This is a genomic window from Pelagibacterium sp. (genome assembly GCF_965249125.1).
Lineage (GTDB): Bacteria > Pseudomonadota > Alphaproteobacteria > Rhizobiales > Devosiaceae > Pelagibacterium.
In genome coordinates this window covers 168436-184417 of record NZ_OZ252217.1, presented here as the reverse complement: position 1 = coordinate 184417, position 15982 = coordinate 168436, and the positions used below count along the sequence as shown (strand labels likewise).

The window sequence follows — 15982 nt, the reverse complement described above, 5'->3', positions numbered from 1 at the left end:
CGTTGGGGGTTACACGGCAAGGCACAGATATTTGATGTTGAGATAATCCTCGATGCCGTATTTGGAGCCTTCCCGGCCAAATCCCGATTGCTTGACCCCGCCGAACGGCGCCACCTCGGTCGAGATCATCCCCGTATTGATCCCCACGATCCCGTACTCGAGCGCCTCGGCGACCCTGGTCACCTTCGAGATGTCCTTGCCATAGAAATAGGCCGCCAGCCCGAACTCGGTGGCATTGGCCAATTCGATAGCCTCCTCGACGGTCTCGAATTTAAAGACCGGCGCCACCGGTCCAAAGATTTCCTCGCGCGCCAGCCGCATCTCCCTGGTTGCCCCCACCAGAAGGGTGGGCGGATAAAAGGTCCGCTCCCCGGTGGCGGCTCCGCCCATGATCACGTCGGCGCCCTTTTCGCGCGCATCGCCCACCAGTTCCTCGACCTTGCCGACCGCCTTGTCGGTAATGAGGGGACCCAGTTCGACCCCCTTTTCCATGCCGTTGCCAACCTTGAGCGCGGCCATCTTGTCGGTGAGCCGGGCAACGAATTGATCGTGGATACCCGCCTGCACATAGACCCGGTTGGCGCACACGCAGGTCTGGCCCGCATTGCGGAACTTGGACGCCATGGCCCCCTCCACCGCCGCATCCACATCGGCGTCGTCGAAAACGATGAACGGCGCGTTCCCGCCCAACTCCATGCTCATGCGCTTGATGCCGTCGGCGCATTGGCGCATCAGGATCTTTCCCACATTGGTCGAGCCGGTAAAGCTGATCTTGGCGACCTTGGGATTGGCGCACAGCTCCTGGCCGATGGCCGCCGAATCGGTGCCCGGCACGATGTTGAGCACCCCGGCGGGAAATCCTGCCCATTCCATCAGCCGCGCGATCGCCAGGGCCGAAAGCGGCGTTTCCGAAGCGGGTTTGGAGACCACCGTGCATCCCGCCGCCAGCGCCGGGGCCAGCTTGCGCGCCAGCATCGCGTTGGGGAAATTCCAGGGCGTTATGACCCCCACAACGCCCACCGGCTGCTTGATGACGCTGATTCTGGTGTTGGCGGTGTGTCCGGGGATCGTATCGCCATAGACGCGGCGCGCTTCCTCGGCGAACCACTCGATAAAGCTCGCGCCGTAAAGAACCTCCCCGCGCGCTTCGGTCCAGGGCTTGCCCATTTCCAGCGTCAGGATGGTGGCCAGGTCATCTGCGTTTTCCACCATCAGCTTATGGAGCTTTTTGAGCAGGTCGGCGCGTTGTTTTGCCGATTTCCCCGCCCAGCCCGGCTGTGCGGCATGGGCGGCATCGATAGCCTCGCGCGTTGCGTGGGTCGAAAGGTCCGGGATCTGGGCCAGCACCTCGCCCGTTGCCGGATTGGCCACCCGAAACACCTTCCCGCGCGAAGAGACCGTGTTCCATTTGCCGTTGATAAAGCCCCCGGCTGCAATCAGCCGTGGTTCCTTGAGCCGGTCGGTGAGCGCGGATGTCAGGGTCATCGGGAGCCTCCTTATGAGCGTTTCCAGAATAAGCATGTCCTCGACCCCGATCGGGGATGGAACCCACTTATCCGGTTCGCGAACGCGACAAAATCAAAACCAGGAACAATGCGTCGTTGGAGTGAAACGGTGCATTGTTCTTGGCGTTTTTGCAATTGAACGCCTCAAATTGTCCAATGGCAACAGGGACCAAGCAGGGTTTCGGTTTTGCTGGCCAGTTTCAACAAAACTGCTATAGTTCCAGCCAATGCCGATTTGACGACGGGCCGAATGGATACCGCCGAAACGACCTATTCCTTCCTTTCCAATTCGGCTGAACTGCCGCGCGGTTCCATGGCCGCCCAGGTGGCCGCGCAATTGCGCTCAGCAATCATCGAACTCCGCCTGCCGCCAGGCACAATGCTCGACAAGGCCCAGATCTGTGCGCGGCTGGGCGTCTCGCGGTCCCCGGTCGCCGAAGCCTTTGCAAGGCTGGAATCCGAAGGGCTGCTCGATATCCTTCCCCAGCGCGGCACCGTCGTTTCCTTCCTCTCGCTCGGCGCCATCAAGGAATACATCTTCATCCGCAAGGCCCTCGAAGGCGAGGCCGTTCGCATGCTGGCCACCCGCCGCCCGCCCGGTTTCACCGAAAAGCTGGAAGCCAATATCCAGGCCCAGCGCGAAAGCGCCCGCAACGAGGATCGTGAAACCTTCCACCGCCTCGATCTGCAGTTTCACGACGAGCTTTTGAACGCCCTGGACTATCGGCGCATGAAGGCGGTCGTTGATACCGCCCGCAACAATCTCGACCGCGCCCGGCAGATGACCAATACAATCCGCCGCATTGCCGTCGGGATCGAGGAGCATGCCCATATCGTGGCCGAGATAAAGGCCGGCAAGGGCGACCGGGCGGCCCGCGCCATGCATGTCCATCTCGATGGCATGATCAGCGAGACCGAGGCCCTGGCCGACCGTCATCCCGAACTTTTCGTCTCCCGCGCGGCCGGTCGCGGCTCAGCCCAATCCGGCATCATTCGCGATTTGGCAACAATCCGTCGCGTTCCGTCCACTTAATCAGAACGCTCGTCGGCGTTATCTTGGTGGCAATGATCGATTGCCCATGCGGGCCGCGTGTCCGCCCACGGAGATAACGCAAATGCTCGATACCAAACCCAGCGTCGCCACCCCGCTTCTGGTTCCCACCCAGACCCGTCTGGGACAGATCCACATCGCTGTCACCGATCCCGAACGCGCCCTTTCCATCTGGCGCGACGTTATCGGACTGACACTGATAAGCCAGACGCCCGACCGCCTCGAACTGGGCGCCGGCGGCACCGTGCTCGTCGTGCTCGAAACCGGCGCCACCGGGCCGGTTGCGCCCCACACTGTCGGGCTCTACCACGTCGCCATCCACGTCCCCACCCGCCGCGATTTCGCTCGTGCCCTCAACCGGGCGCTTGCCGCCCGCGTTCGCGTCTCGCCCACCGACCATCTGGTCTCCGAAGCGCTCTATCTGTGGGATTTCGACGGCAACGGCATTGAGATCACCTACGAGACCCCTTGGCGCGGCAGATTCGTCGAGCATGACGAACTGATGGCGGCAACCCCCGACGGTAAGCCCCATTCGGGCCGCGAGCCCATCGACGTGCCGGGCCTTCTGGCCGAGCTCGATGGCGACGACACCCCCTTCGCTCCCATGCCCGAGGGCACCCGCATCGGACACGTCCATGTCCATGTCGACGATCTCGATACCGCCATGGGTTTTTACCGCGACCAGATCGGCTTTGCCGGCCAGCTTCTCTCGCGCCGTTACGGCATGGGCGACGTCAATCTCGATTATGCCCCCCACATCCTTGCCTTCAACATCTGGGCCGGCCGCAACCCCTCGATGCCACCGGCCGGGGCAGCCGGACTGCGCTGGTTCGAAATCGTCGTCCCCGACGATAAGACACTCGATGAAATCCGCGACCGCCTGACCAGCGCCGGATCGGTTGTCGAAACCATCGAAACCGGCATCCAAACCCACGACCCCGCCGGCAACCGCCTGCGTATTCTGCTAGCGTAGCGTGTGTGGAGAGTTAGGTCAGGGTGAGCCGAACCGAAGGTCCGCGCCAGCGAATATGGTGATCTTTGAGAGTGATGACCGGCTAATGAAGGTCCAGTGAACCTTCATTAGGGAAGAACGCCCGTCGAGCTTAAGCTCGCGGGCTATGAGCGGAGCGTACCGTCGGGTACGTGAGCACCGGAAGCGCAGAAGATTGCCATTTGCAGGCCACCCTCACCTAACTTAACGGCGGGCGATCAGGTCGATCTCGACTAAGGCCCCAACCGCCAGCCCGGTCACCCCGATGGTCGTCCGGGCCGGGAGTTTTCCGGCCTCGAAATACGATTGGTAGGTGGCATTCATGTCCGCGTAGTCGCGCTCGAAGGCGGTGAGATAGATGCGCGCCATCGTGATATTTTCGAGCGACAGCCCGATCCCGCCCAGAACGATTGCCAGATTGTCCATCACCCGGCGCGTCTGCGCCACGATTCCCTCGGGCAGCGGCGCATCGGGAGCATCGGGATCGGTGGGCATCTGTCCGGTGACAAACACCCAGCCATCGGCCTCGACGGCATGGGAAAACGGAGCGACCGGGCGCGGACCGCGCTCGATCATGTGATGGATGGGCTCGCTCATGGCAACTCCTTGATTTCGGTCAGGAGGGTGCAGGGCCTTGCGCTTGCCGTCAACCGCAACCATCTGTGCCGCGCTACGTTCACAAAAGGCGCTTACAAGGAACACTCATGGCCATCGATCTCGACATCCAGCACAAAGTGAACGGCGACCATGGGCGCTATTGGGCCGATCTGGACGGCGGCGCACAGGCCGAAATGACCTATCTGCGCCGGCCCGACCGGTCCATTATCATAACCCACACCGGCGTTCCGCGCGCTTTCGAGGGCCGCGGTATTGCCCTGCAACTGGTCAAGCGCGCTGTCGCCGATGCGCGCGCCGACAATTTCAAGATCGTCCCGCAATGCCCCTATGTGGCCGTCCAGTTCCGCCGCCACCCCGATTGGGACGATTTGCTGGCCTAGAGCGTGTCCAGATAAAGTGGATACCACTTTATCGGTTCGGACACGCGACAAAACAAGGGTTTAGAGACAAGGATTTGATTCAATCAAATCCTGAACGGCTCTAGAGCGCTTCCAGGATAAGTGGGCACCACTTATCCGGTTCGGAAGCGCGACAAAACAAGGACTTAGAGCAATTGGAGCGATTCGAAGAAGCGCTGAAATTCTCTGGAAGCGGGTCGGCCGAGACTGGAAACGGATTTGCGGTTGAAAAACGCGTCTAGACGCTCTCGCTATCGGCCGTCTCGGTGGCCGATGGCGCGTCGGGCGCGTCCTCATTGACTTTTTCGCCCAGATCCATCTCGCGCTCGAACAGCACCACCCTGTCACGCCCCTCTTCCTTGGCCCTGTAGAGCGCAGCGTCGGCCATTTCGGTGGCGATCTCGAGACTGTCGTCGGCAAGAACCAGCACGGCGCCGATGCTGATGGTGACCGGCAGAGGCTCTCCGTGCGAAAGGACGACCGGCATTTGCCGCATCATTTCGGTAAGGGCATTGGCGATCTGGGACAGGGCCTGCGGCGAGCAATCGCGCACCAGGATGATGAACTCGTCCCCGCCCCACCGCGCACAGACGTCCACCCGCCTCAGCGCGGCGGTCAGCCGGCGCGCGACTTCGATGACCACCTGGTCGCCCGCCGAATGGCCGGCCGTGTCGTTGACGGTCTTGAAATTGTCGATATCGATCAGCATCAGCCCGTTGACGCGGTCCGCATTGTCCTCCCGGCGACGCTGGACGATGAATTTTTCCTCGAAACCGCGGCGATTGCAGATTTTGGTCAGCGCGTCCAGATTGACCAGTGATTGGAGCTGTTCGGTGCGCTCGCGCACCTGGCTTTCAAGGCTGAGCCGCGCTTCGGTTATCGTGTCGGACATTTCGATAAGCGTGCGCGAAAGCCTGCCGATTTCATCGGCGCTGCGGTCGGGTTTCATTACCGCCCGTTTGCCTTGGCGCAGGGCCACCAGCCCCGCCTCGACCTTTTCGAGCCTTCTGAGCACCACGATGCGGAAAATCCAGCTCAGCGCCAGTCCCACCCCCAGCAATATCGCGATGGCGGCCAGCCCCACCGGCAGGAAGATGCGCCGGTCGATGATGGTTTGAAGGTCCATCACCGTGATGTTGTACCATCCGATATGGTCGAGATAGCCCACGCCCACCAGCTTGGGCATGCCGCCCATGGTCAGCGTTGCGGTACGGATCTGGTCGGGCGTTTCCATGGCACCGTTCATCATCGCGCGCAGCAGCGCCATGTCCTCGAGATCGTCGACCAGCGAAAAGACCGTCGTCTTTTCAGCTATATCCTTGGTGATCGAGCGAAAATCGACAAGCGAAGCATCCCGGTGCGCCTGTACGGCGCCACCCTGGTCCACAAAAATGGAATCGACACCGGGTTGGGAGATATCCACGACCTCCCGGATGAAGGCCGAAAGATCGAGCCCCGTGCCCACCATGCCGAGCACCTCCCCGTCCCTTGAGACAAGGCAGTTGATCCACACCTTGGTGAGCTTGAGCACGTCATCGATATTGACGTTGAGATGGCAGCCTTCGCGCCTGGCCCGCGTCGCGTAATACCAGGCGTCGCGTTCCAGCGACGGCCGCAGCGTGTAGCTGTAGGGATCGTCGCCATAGCTGTTCTGGGCGTCGTTGAAATAGTAATTGCCCGAGGCATTCACGACCAGGAAAATGCTTTTGTCGGTAAACGCCGCGCGGTAGTGCTCCATCTCGGCCAGCCCATGCGCCATGAGCTCTTCGTCCTGCTCATTGACGAACCAGTCTAGCATGACCGGCGAACGGCTCAGGGTTTCGGCAAGCGAAATCTCCCGCCCCAGCGCCGCCATCCCGCGATAGCGATCATACTGGACCTGCCTCTCGGCAATCATCGTGCCGAACTGCAGCGTCAGGGAATCGATGATGCGGTTAATGGCCAGCCAGCCCGCCAGCCCCACAAGCACCAGCGCGGCAAGCACCAGCCAAAGCACCCGTGTGCGCAGGCTCGGTCCCGCCAATTGGCCAATAAGCGATCTCACCATCGCTCGCTCTACCCCCAAAAAATGCCGGCGCACGCATGCGCCGGCACTCAAAACCGTATCGGGACAGTGGTTTATACCCTGTTAACCGTCCCTGTAGCGCTCGACAAACCCGGCAATCGCGGCCAGTTCGGACTGCACGATTTCGTGACCGCCCTCGTGCCAGGCAATCTCGGCCGTCGCCCCCTGCCCTGTGAACCAGTCGCCCAGGGCCTGGGTGAGCGGGGCCGGGCAGATCGGGTCGCGCCGTCCTGCCGTTATCAAAACGCGGCGTTCGGCCAGCCCTTCGACGGGCTCGGGTTTCCACGGGATCAGCGGATGCATGAGCACCGCCGCCTCGAACAGTTCGGGATGGGCCATCATCACCGAGGCCAGGATATTGGCGCCATTGGAATAGCCCAGCCCGATCAACGGGCCTTCCGATGCCAGCCCCGCCAGAAAGCCCGCCATTTTCTCGGTCCGGGCCGCAAGGTCGTCCATGTCATAAACGCCCTCCCCGGTCCGCCTGAAATAGCGCAGCGCCCCGCCTTCCGAAACATCACCCCTGATGGCGACCAGCCGGGCCTGGGGCAACAATTGCCGCCCCAGATTGAAGAACTGGTTCTCGTCGCCCCCCGTGCCATGCAAAAGCACGAAGGTGGGAGCCGCCGGACCCTGCCCGGCCTGCTCTTTGATGAAATAGGCTTCGCTCATCGCTCAATCCTTTATTTCGGGCAGATGGGTTTCCAGCCAGGCCCGCAGATGTTCGTGCTGGGCCGGCAGCTTGAGCGCCTCGCCAAGATGGGCCGTATCCTCGTCCTTGTCGAAACCGGGCTCGTTGGTCGCGATCTCGAACAGCACCCCGCCCGGCGTGCGGAAATAGATCGCATAGAAATAATCGCGATCGATCACCGGGGTCACCTGATATCCCGTGTCGAGCAGCGCCTGGCGCACCGCCTTTTGCGCCTCCCGGTCATCGACGGCGAACGCGATGTGGTGCACCGATCCCGCCCCCAGATCGCCTCTTGGCATGTTGGGCAGCGTCTGGAGATCGATGACGTCGGCGCCATTGCCGCCAGGGATCACGAAGCGCTTGATGCCCTTGGAGGTATCGGCGTGCTCGTACCCCATGAATTTGAGCAGTTCTTCGGTCGCCCCGCTGTCGCCGAGCCGCAATTTGGCCCCGGCAAAGCCCCGGATCGCCGCGTCGCCGGCCACCGCTCCGCCGGTCCACGGCGCCCGCCGGTCGCCTTTGGCTTCCACCAGCGCGAAACTGTCGCCATCGACTGCAGTGAACCGCAACCGGTTTTCCCCGAACGCTTCTTCGGAAACCACCCCGCCAACGCCCTTTTCGGCGAACCGCTCCTTCCAGAACGAAAGGCTGCCCTCGGGAACCGAAAACACGGTCTCACCCACTTCTCCCGTACCCGGACGCCCACGGATGATGTGGGGAAACGGGAAATAGGTCATCACCGATCCCGGCGTTCCCGCCTCATCGCCATAATAGAGGTGATAGACCGAGGGCTCGTCGAAATTGACCGTCTTTTTCACCCGGCGCAGGCCGAGCGTATCGGTAAAGAAGGAATTGTTGGCATTCCCGTCGCGCGACATCGACGTCACGTGATGCAGGCCCCTGATCTGGTCGAGCATTGTCAAATCTCCAATCGCCAAAGTGTTGTCAGAAAAAGTTGCAGACTTTTTCGGTTCGACAGCACGACAAACAAAGCGCCCCTAAGGGCTGTGTTGGAGACCAATATAGTCGGCCCGCCGGTTCGGATAATCCGGACTATGGTTCATTCATTATTCGATAATGCCGAACGATTGATCGTTCAGGCGCGGGCCGCCGATATCCGATACGCGCACCGGCGCGCGCCCAAAACGATGTGGTCGGTGCGCTCCACCCTCGCATCGGGTCCCAGCACGTCGCGGAACACCGCCAGTTCGGCCCGGCAGAAATTCTGGCATGCCGTCGCCGCCGCGCAGATCGGGCAATGGTTTTCATAAAGCATATACCCGCCCTCGCCATCGGCCTCCCAATCGGCCATGTACCCCTCGGCCGAGCGCAGATCGGCCAGCCGCGCCACCCGTTCGCCCAGCCCTCCCGCATCGCTCATCGCTGAGTGATAGACCGCTTTGGTGCGTTCCTCGCGCGTGTCGATGATCCGCGAGAGCACGTCGGGGCCGAACGTGTCGCCAACGATGCCCAAAAGCTCGACGGTCAGCGCCGCATGGGTATCGGGAAACCGCGACTGCCCGGCTCCCGTCAGCCGCCAGAACTGGGATGGCCGCCCCACCCCGCGCGACTGGCTCCAGCTTTCGACAAGCCCCTCCTCGGACAGCCGCACCAATTGCTGGCGCGCCGCTTCCCCCGAGGTTCCAAGCGCCCGGCCCAGTTCGGCAGCGGTTTTTTCCCCGTGCATCTTGAGATGGAACAGGACGCGTTCAGCCGCATTGCGCGGAGACCAGTTTCCCGTCTCGGGCAATGATGGAGAATTTTCAATCACCGGTTTGCTGCTTGACATGGCTGCTGAGCGACATTTAGAAAGCACTTACTTGGAAAATACAGAGACCGGGCCGCAAGATCAAGCCCCGCCGGTTTCTTCACACCGACCGGCCCGAAACTGCCCTGAAATGACCAGACCGAACATCAATATTCCGCCGGCCAGTCCGGCTCTCGCTCTCGCTCTGGCGGACCATCCGGCCGCCCCCGATGCGGTGCCCGCCTCCCAGTTTGCCGGCGCCATGAGCACGCTCGCCGCCGCCATCACCGTCGTCACCGCCCGCCACGGCGATGAGCGCCACGGGCGCACGGTGACCGCCATGCTCTCGCTCAGTGCCGAACCGCCCGCCGTGATGGTCTCGATCACCCGCGATACCGAACTGGCACAGACCATTGACGCTGCGGGCCGGTTTTCGCTTTCTGTGCTCGCGCAGGATCAGCAAGCCGTGGCCGACGCCTTTGCCGGCTGGGGGCCGCAGGATCGGTTCTCGACCGCCGATTGGGATCATTGGCCCTCCGGCCAGCCGCTCCTTGCCGGCGCCGTCACCAGTCTCGATTGCGTTTTGGCCGGCTCGATAATTATGGACACCCACACCCTCTATGCGGGCATCGTGACCCATACCCGCTCCTACCCCGACCGTGCGCCGCTCATCTGGCACCGGCGCGCTTACAAGGCGCTCGATCAATCCTGAGAGGGATCGGCCGCCGGCTGTTCTCCCGCCTTTCGGCTGTTCTTTTTGGCACGCCGCTCATCGAGCTTGGCTCGAACGAACGCCCTGAGTTCCCGTCCGCTCATGAACACGGGCACGCGAGCCTTTTGCGCATCCTGGTCGATGGCAAGTCCGGCCTCGGAAACCTCCCCCTCGATATTCACTTCGCGCACGATCAGTTCCAGCGCCCCTATGGCCACCCGATCGCCGATCTCGGCGGTCCCGCCCAGCCGCTCGCGCATATACTCGCCAATGGTCTTTTCCAGCGAAATATTGGGGCCGATCTGCGCGTCATAGGCGTCCTTGAGCGCCGTCAGCGGGCGCTCGGGATTGATCCGGAATTCGCCAAAGAAATCCTTGTCGTCCGCCTCCACCTTGGTGGGGCTGGCAAACAGCCTGTCCAGCAGCCGCGTATAGCGCGGCGCGATGAACATATAGACATAGTCCCCGGCCTTGATCCGCCCGGCAAACTGGAAGCGCATCGATTGGCCCTCCCGCACGATCAGCGACGGGCGCGCCCAGCGCGGCAGCCTTTCGCCCTCGGCCACCGGACTGCCCTCGACGACGTGATAGACGATCAACTCGTGATGCGCGCTGCCCGGCAATTCGAGCCCCACGCGCTCGACCGGCCCGATGCGCGGCGGCACGATCAGCCCGAGCCATTGCGCCATGGGCCGGATGGTCCAGCCCTGCACCAAAAGCGAGGTCAGAACGATTATGAAGGCCGTATTGAACAGCACCGCGCCGTTTTCGAGCAGCGCGATGAGCGGCAGGATGGCCAGAAGGATCGACACCGCGCCGCGCAGGCCCACCCACGAAATGAACGCGATTTCGTCGCGCTGATACTGGAAGGCCAGAAGGCACAACCACACCGCCACCGGCCGGGCGACGAACATCAGGAACAGCGCCAGCGCCACGGCGGGCAGCGCCACATCGCCAAACTGCGACGGGCTGGCCAGAAGCCCCAGGATGAGGAACATCACGATCTGGGCCAGCCAGGTCATTCCGTCCTGGAAGCGCACCAGCGTCGCGCGCGCCCGCACCCGGCGATTGCCCGCCACCAGCCCCGCCACATAGGCAGCAAGAGCGCCCGATCCCCCCAGCAGCCCGGTAAGGGCAAACAGCAGCACCGCCATGCCCAGAACGATGATGGGATAGAGCGCGCCCTCCAGTTCCACCCGGTTGATGATGAAGACGATCGCCGCGCCCCCCGCAATGCCCAGCGTCACCCCGAGCCCCATCTGCAATCCGAATCCCACGATGAATTCGTGGGTGAACCCGGTGATCCCCGATCCCGAGGCCAGAAGTTCCACGAACATGATGGTCAGAAAGATCGCCATCGGATCGTTCGATCCCGATTCCACTTCGAGGGTCGAACGCACCTTGTCGCGAATGGTGATGCCGCCCACACGCAACAGAAAGAACACCGCCGCCGCGTCGGTCGAGGAGACGATGGCCCCCATCAAAAGCCCCTCGGCCCACCCGAACCCGAACAACAGCCGCGCCGCCATGCCCACGATCGCCGTGGTCAGCAGCACCCCGACTGTGGCTAGGACAATGGACGGCGCCGCCGCCTGCCGGAACGCTTTGAGCGAGGTGCCGAACCCGGAATCAAAAAGAATGACCGCCAGCGCCAGTGAGCCCACGAAATAGGCGGTATTGACGTCGGAGAACTCGATTCCCAGCCCGTCGCTGCCCGCGCCCAGCCCGATGCCCAGAAACAGCAGCAGCAAGGGTGCCCCGAAGCGGAAGGCGACGAGACTGGTAAAAACCGAAACAACGATGAGCGCCGCGCCCACGAGGAGCAGCGGATAAATCCAGTCGATCATCCCCAAATGACCCGATCTAAAAATGTATGGCAGCCGGCCGGACCGGCCGCGGAGGTATAAAAGTCAATAGCCGCAATGATTACGGCGCCAATGCGTCACGTCCACCCCCGGCAAGGCAAAAAAACGCTTTTGCGGCAAAAAATTAGCTGGTCCGGAACGGGTTTTGCGGCCCGCATGGACAGGGACACCTCTTGCGCGCCCACGTACGCCCGATAATATCGCAACCTCGCATTCTCCCTTGGACGCTGGAGGTCTTCGATCATGTCGGTAAAAATCTCACTGCTACGCGGCCTGGCCGTTGCGGCATCGCTCGCCACGGCGCTCGGTGTTGGCGTGGCTCACGCTCAGGACAAAACACCTGACGATCCGCGCCTGTTTACGCCCGGCCAACTCACCGTCGCGACCTCCGATCCGGTCTTTCCGCCCTGGATGATGGACAACGACCCCTCCAATGGCGAGGGTTTTGAAAGTGCTTTCGTTTATGCCCTGGCCGAAAAGATGGGCTTTGCGCCCGACGATGTCGTGTGGGTGCGCGAAACCTTCGATCAGGCCATAGCGCCCGGCGCCAAGGACTATGATTTCGGCATCCAGCAGATCTCGGTCACCGAGGATCGCGCCCAGATCGCCACCTTCTCGGACGTCTATTACCAGCCGCAAAAGGCCGTGGTCGCCATGCCCGGCTCTGCCGTCGAACAGGCGACCAGCTTTGCCGATCTGCGCGAGGTGCGCTGGGGCGTGATGATCGGCACCACCGATCTCGACTATGTCGAACAGATCATCGGTGTCACCGAACCCGCCGTCTATAACGACCAGGTCGGCCTGTTTCAGGCCCTGCAGGGCAACCAGATCGACGCCGTGGCCACCGAACTGCCCACCGCGCTCTATCTCACCGCCGTCCAGGTGCCCGACGCCACCATCGCCGCGATCCTCACCCCCGACGAGAACGATTATGGTCACGGCCTGATCTTCGAACAGGGCAATGATCTTGTCGAATGGGTCAATGAGGCCATTGCCGAACTCAAATCCGAAGGCGTCATCGACGCCCTGGTCGCCCAGTACCTGATCGCCGATCCCGACCTGCCGGTTATCACCGAATGACCTCTGGACTACCGCCGCAAGGCACCGATATCGACGCGGCTTCGGAACCGGAGCCGCGTCGGCCTCTTCCCCCGGCAAGAAAGAAGCTGAGCGCGCGCGACCGCTATCTGCCCGCCACCATCTCGATCGTCATGGTCGCCGTCGTTTTCGGCGCCATCGCCTATGTCGTGACCTCGGCCGAACAATGGCCGCGTATCGCGCGGCAGTTTTTCGATCTCAATGCCATGGCGATATCCTTCCCGCAGGTGTTGCGCGGCTTCTGGCTCAACCTCCAGGTCTGGGCGATCTGCCTGTTCGCCATAATGGCATGGGGGCTCGTTCTGGCCCTTTTCCGCTCGCTCACCGGTCCCTGGTTTGCCCCGCTCCGGGTGTTCACAATCGTCTATATCGACCTGTTCCGCGGCCTGCCGGTCCTGCTGCTCGTCCTGATCTTCGGCTTCGGCATTCCGGCGCTCAATCTGCCCGGCCTGCCCAATTCGGCGCTGTTTTGGGGCGCCACGGCCATGGTCATCTCCTACGCCGCCTATTCGGCCGAAATCTATCGCTCCGGCATCGAGGCCGTCCATGACGGCCAGCGCGCCGCCGCCACCGCCCTCGGCCTTTCCCAATGGCAGACCATGCGCTACGCCATCCTGCCCCAGGCCATTCGCAACGTCATGCCCGTGCTTTTGAACCTCGCCGTCGCCCTGCAAAAAGACGTGGCCCTGCTTTCGGTCATCGGCGTGCGCGATGCGGTGCGCGAGGCCCAGATCTACACCGCCCAGACCTTCAACTATTCGTCGCTGATCGCCGCCGCGCTGCTGTTTCTGGTCGCGACCATCCCCATGGCCCGGCTTACCGACTACATCTCGAAAAAAGACCGCCAGCGCCGCCTTCAGGGGGCCATGTGAATAAAGACCGCATCACCATCTCCGGGCTCACCAAATATTATGGCGAGACCCTCGTCCTCGACGACATCAATCTCGCCGTCGCCCCCCATGAGGTGGTATGCCTGATCGGCGCGTCCGGTTCGGGCAAATCGACCCTTTTGCGCTGCATCAACCGGCTCACCGAGTTCGATCACGGCACCGTCGCGCTCGACGGGATATCGCTCGATGACCCCTCCTGGGGCCGCAACGGGGTCTATCGCAGGATCGGCATCGTCTTTCAGTCCTACAATCTCTTTCCCCATATGAGCGTGATGGAAAACATCACCCTCGCCCCCCTCAAGGTCCACGGAACGCCAAAGCCCGAGGCCATGGCAACCGCCCGCGAACTGCTCGGTGCCTTTGGCATGACCGAGTTCGAAAACGCCTATCCCGAGCAGCTCTCTGGCGGCCAGCAGCAGCGCGTGGCCATCGTGCGGGCCCTTGCCACCCGGCCCGAAGTCATGCTGCTTGACGAGGTGACCGCCGCGCTCGATCCCGAACTGGTCGGCGAGGTTCTCGCCATCATCCGCAAGCTCAAATCCGATGGCATGACAATGGTCATCGTCACCCACGAGATGGGCTTCGCCCGCGACGTCGCCGACCGCGTCTGCTTTCTCGATGGCGGCCGTATCGTGGAGGAGGCCGAACCCAAAACCCTGTTCTCGAACCCCCAGCACCCGCGCACCCGCAAATTCCTGCAACGGATCATCGAGGCCGGCCGGCTCTAAACGCTCGATCATGTGACCGATCGCGCCGCCATAAAGTCGATATCTGCCGCCCCCAACAGCCATCGCACGGCAAAACAAAAGCCCGCCAACCATTACGGTTTAGCGGGCTTTTTGTTGGTTGCGGGGGCAGGATTTGAACCTGCGACCTTCAGGTTATGAGAAATAAAACGATAGTTACGACCATCTACGATGCAGCTTGTATTCTTTCGAACTACTATGACAAGCCTCTGAAAACGCTTGATTTCCCCTTCATCCCGCCTAACATCGACTTCGATCCCCTACGCCGTGATTTTCCGCCTGCTGCTTCCAGTATGCTTCCACAAAATCCCGGCAATCCATCGAATGAAGGCCAGGATGAAACGCCATGTCCAAGGAAAAGCTGACGAAGCGGACGGTCGATAAGCTGACCGGGCGCGACAAGGACTATATCGTCTTCGACAACGATCTGCCAGGTTTCGGCGTTCGGGTCATGCCCAGCGGCCACCGCTATTTCCTCATTCAATATCGGCGTCACGGCCGCACCCGTCGCGTGATGATCGGCCAGTTCGGGCCGGTCACCGCGGATGAGGCGCGGAAGGAGGCGCTGCGCATGCTCGGCAGTGTTCGGGGCGGTGATGGCGATCCTGCCGCAGCGCGCGACCGGGAACGCCAGTCGTTGACGATGGCAGCGCTCGGCGAGCGGTTCCTGAAAGAGCACGTCGCGGTCAGGTGCAAGCCATCGACACAATATGAATACAAGCGCTCGGTCGAGCTGTTCATCAACCCGTTCTTTGGCAAGCAACGTGTGCGCAGCGTCACGACGGCCGATGTGGCGGAGTTGCATGGCGGCATGTCGCATATTCCCTACCAGGCCAACCGCACCGTGGGGGTGCTCTCCAAGATGATGAACCTCGCTGAGGTCTGGGGCGTCCGCGATAAGCACTCCAACCCGTGCGACGACGTTGCCCATTTTCCCGAGCGCAAGCGGACCCGTTTCCTGTCCGGGAACGAGTTGGCGCGGCTCGGCAAGGTGCTCAGTCAGGTTGAACAGGACGGCTCCGAAAGCGCGCATGCCGTGGCCGCGTTTCGCCTTCTGCTCCTGACAGGCTGCCGCTTGTCGGAAATCCAGAAGCTGAAGTGGGCCTGGGTCGATCTTGATGAGTTGGAAATCCGGCTTCCCGACAGCAAGACCGGAGCGAAGTCGGTCTATCTGGGCGAGGCCGCAATCGACGTGTTCAAGAAGGTGCCGAAGATGGCCGGCAACCCGTTCGTCATCGTCGGCAAGAAGCCCGGCGCATATCTCACGGACATGCAACGGCCTTGGCGACGCATACGCAAGCTCGCCGAGCTCGAGGATGTCCGCATCCACGATCTGCGCCACACCTTCGCCTCCGGCGGGTTGGTCGTGGGCGAGGGCCTTTCGATGATCGGGAAGCTGTTAGGCCATACGCAGATACAAACGACGGCGCGGTACGCGCATTTGGCGAATGACCCGATCAAGGCCGCCGCGACCAAGATCGCAAGCCGCCTCGCCGAGGCGCTTGGGTGATGGTTGGCGCGGACTCGATCCGGGTCGCAATTTGGCCCGAATGGGATCTGTGCAGCCGGCTCGTTCTGTATTGCAATATGCGCTACAATCTCTTA

General features: G+C 62.1%; 15 protein-coding genes. 8 read left to right on the top strand and 7 right to left on the bottom strand.

What is annotated here, in order from left to right:
* Window positions 1–9: 9 nt before the first annotated feature.
* A complete protein-coding gene (locus ACP148_RS00930; RefSeq protein ID WP_421950032.1) occupies window positions 10–1485 on the bottom strand; it encodes an NAD-dependent succinate-semialdehyde dehydrogenase in 1476 nt (491 codons plus the stop codon).
* 270 nt (window positions 1486–1755) lie between these two features.
* Between ACP148_RS00930 and ACP148_RS00925 the strand changes: the two genes are divergently transcribed.
* The gene (locus ACP148_RS00925) at window positions 1756–2538 is read left to right on the top strand and encodes a GntR family transcriptional regulator (RefSeq protein ID WP_421950033.1); all 783 of its coding nucleotides are present in this window, start codon (window positions 1756–1758) and stop codon (window positions 2536–2538) included.
* Between the two features lie 82 nt (window positions 2539–2620).
* Entirely contained in the window at window positions 2621–3529 is a 909-nt protein-coding gene (locus ACP148_RS00920) for a VOC family protein (protein ID WP_421950034.1), read from the top strand.
* A 222-nt stretch (window positions 3530–3751) separates the two neighbouring features.
* Here ACP148_RS00920 and ACP148_RS00915 read toward each other — a convergent pair whose 3' ends face one another.
* Window positions 3752–4123: a RidA family protein gene (locus tag ACP148_RS00915; RefSeq protein WP_421950148.1), complete on the bottom strand. Its 372-nt coding sequence runs from the start codon at window positions 4121–4123 to the stop codon at window positions 3752–3754.
* 128 nt (window positions 4124–4251) lie between these two features.
* Between ACP148_RS00915 and ACP148_RS00910 the strand changes: the two genes are divergently transcribed.
* On the top strand, window positions 4252–4545 hold the full coding sequence (locus tag ACP148_RS00910; RefSeq protein WP_421950035.1) for a GNAT family N-acetyltransferase: 294 nt from the start codon (window positions 4252–4254) through the stop codon (window positions 4543–4545).
* 256 nt (window positions 4546–4801) lie between these two features.
* On the opposite strand, the gene ACP148_RS00905 is transcribed toward ACP148_RS00910, so the two are convergent.
* The 4 genes from ACP148_RS00905 to ACP148_RS00890 form a co-directional block, all read right to left on the bottom strand.
* Window positions 4802–6610, bottom strand: coding sequence for a GGDEF domain-containing protein (locus ACP148_RS00905; RefSeq protein WP_421950036.1), 1809 nt, complete (start codon window positions 6608–6610; stop codon window positions 4802–4804).
* An 81-nt stretch (window positions 6611–6691) separates the two neighbouring features.
* Window positions 6692–7300, bottom strand: a complete 609-nt coding sequence (locus ACP148_RS00900) for an alpha/beta hydrolase (RefSeq protein ID WP_421950037.1) — start codon at window positions 7298–7300, stop codon at window positions 6692–6694.
* A gap of 3 nt (window positions 7301–7303) precedes the next feature.
* Window positions 7304–8236, bottom strand: a complete 933-nt coding sequence (locus ACP148_RS00895; RefSeq protein WP_421950038.1) for a VOC family protein — start codon at window positions 8234–8236, stop codon at window positions 7304–7306.
* A gap of 179 nt (window positions 8237–8415) precedes the next feature.
* Complete coding sequence (locus tag ACP148_RS00890; RefSeq protein ID WP_421950039.1) at window positions 8416–9108, bottom strand: helix-turn-helix transcriptional regulator; 693 nt, start codon at window positions 9106–9108, stop codon at window positions 8416–8418.
* A gap of 109 nt (window positions 9109–9217) precedes the next feature.
* Here ACP148_RS00890 and ACP148_RS00885 point away from each other — a divergent pair, with 109 nt between their 5' ends.
* Window positions 9218–9778: a flavin reductase family protein gene (locus tag ACP148_RS00885; protein WP_421950040.1), complete on the top strand. Its 561-nt coding sequence runs from the start codon at window positions 9218–9220 to the stop codon at window positions 9776–9778.
* On the opposite strand, the gene ACP148_RS00880 is transcribed toward ACP148_RS00885, so the two are convergent.
* A complete protein-coding gene (locus ACP148_RS00880; RefSeq protein WP_421950041.1) occupies window positions 9769–11625 on the bottom strand; it encodes a potassium/proton antiporter in 1857 nt (618 codons plus the stop codon). The two genes, ACP148_RS00885 and ACP148_RS00880, sit on opposite strands and share 10 nt — an antisense overlap.
* 261 nt (window positions 11626–11886) lie before the next feature.
* Between ACP148_RS00880 and ACP148_RS00875 the strand changes: the two genes are divergently transcribed.
* The 4 genes from ACP148_RS00875 (at window position 11887) to ACP148_RS00860 (ending at window position 15887) form a co-directional block, all read left to right on the top strand.
* On the top strand, window positions 11887–12723 hold the full coding sequence (locus ACP148_RS00875; protein WP_421950042.1) for an ABC transporter substrate-binding protein: 837 nt from the start codon (window positions 11887–11889) through the stop codon (window positions 12721–12723).
* On the top strand, window positions 12720–13613 hold the full coding sequence (locus ACP148_RS00870) for an amino acid ABC transporter permease (RefSeq protein WP_421950043.1): 894 nt from the start codon (window positions 12720–12722) through the stop codon (window positions 13611–13613). Before ACP148_RS00875 ends, ACP148_RS00870 begins: the two co-directional genes overlap by 4 nt.
* Complete coding sequence (locus ACP148_RS00865; protein WP_421950044.1) at window positions 13610–14359, top strand: amino acid ABC transporter ATP-binding protein; 750 nt, start codon at window positions 13610–13612, stop codon at window positions 14357–14359. The genes ACP148_RS00870 and ACP148_RS00865 overlap by 4 nt, the downstream gene beginning before the upstream one ends.
* Window positions 14360–14723: 364 nt before the next feature.
* Entirely contained in the window at window positions 14724–15887 is a 1164-nt protein-coding gene (locus ACP148_RS00860) for a tyrosine-type recombinase/integrase (RefSeq protein ID WP_421950045.1), read from the top strand.
* Window positions 15888–15982 lie beyond the last annotated feature (95 nt).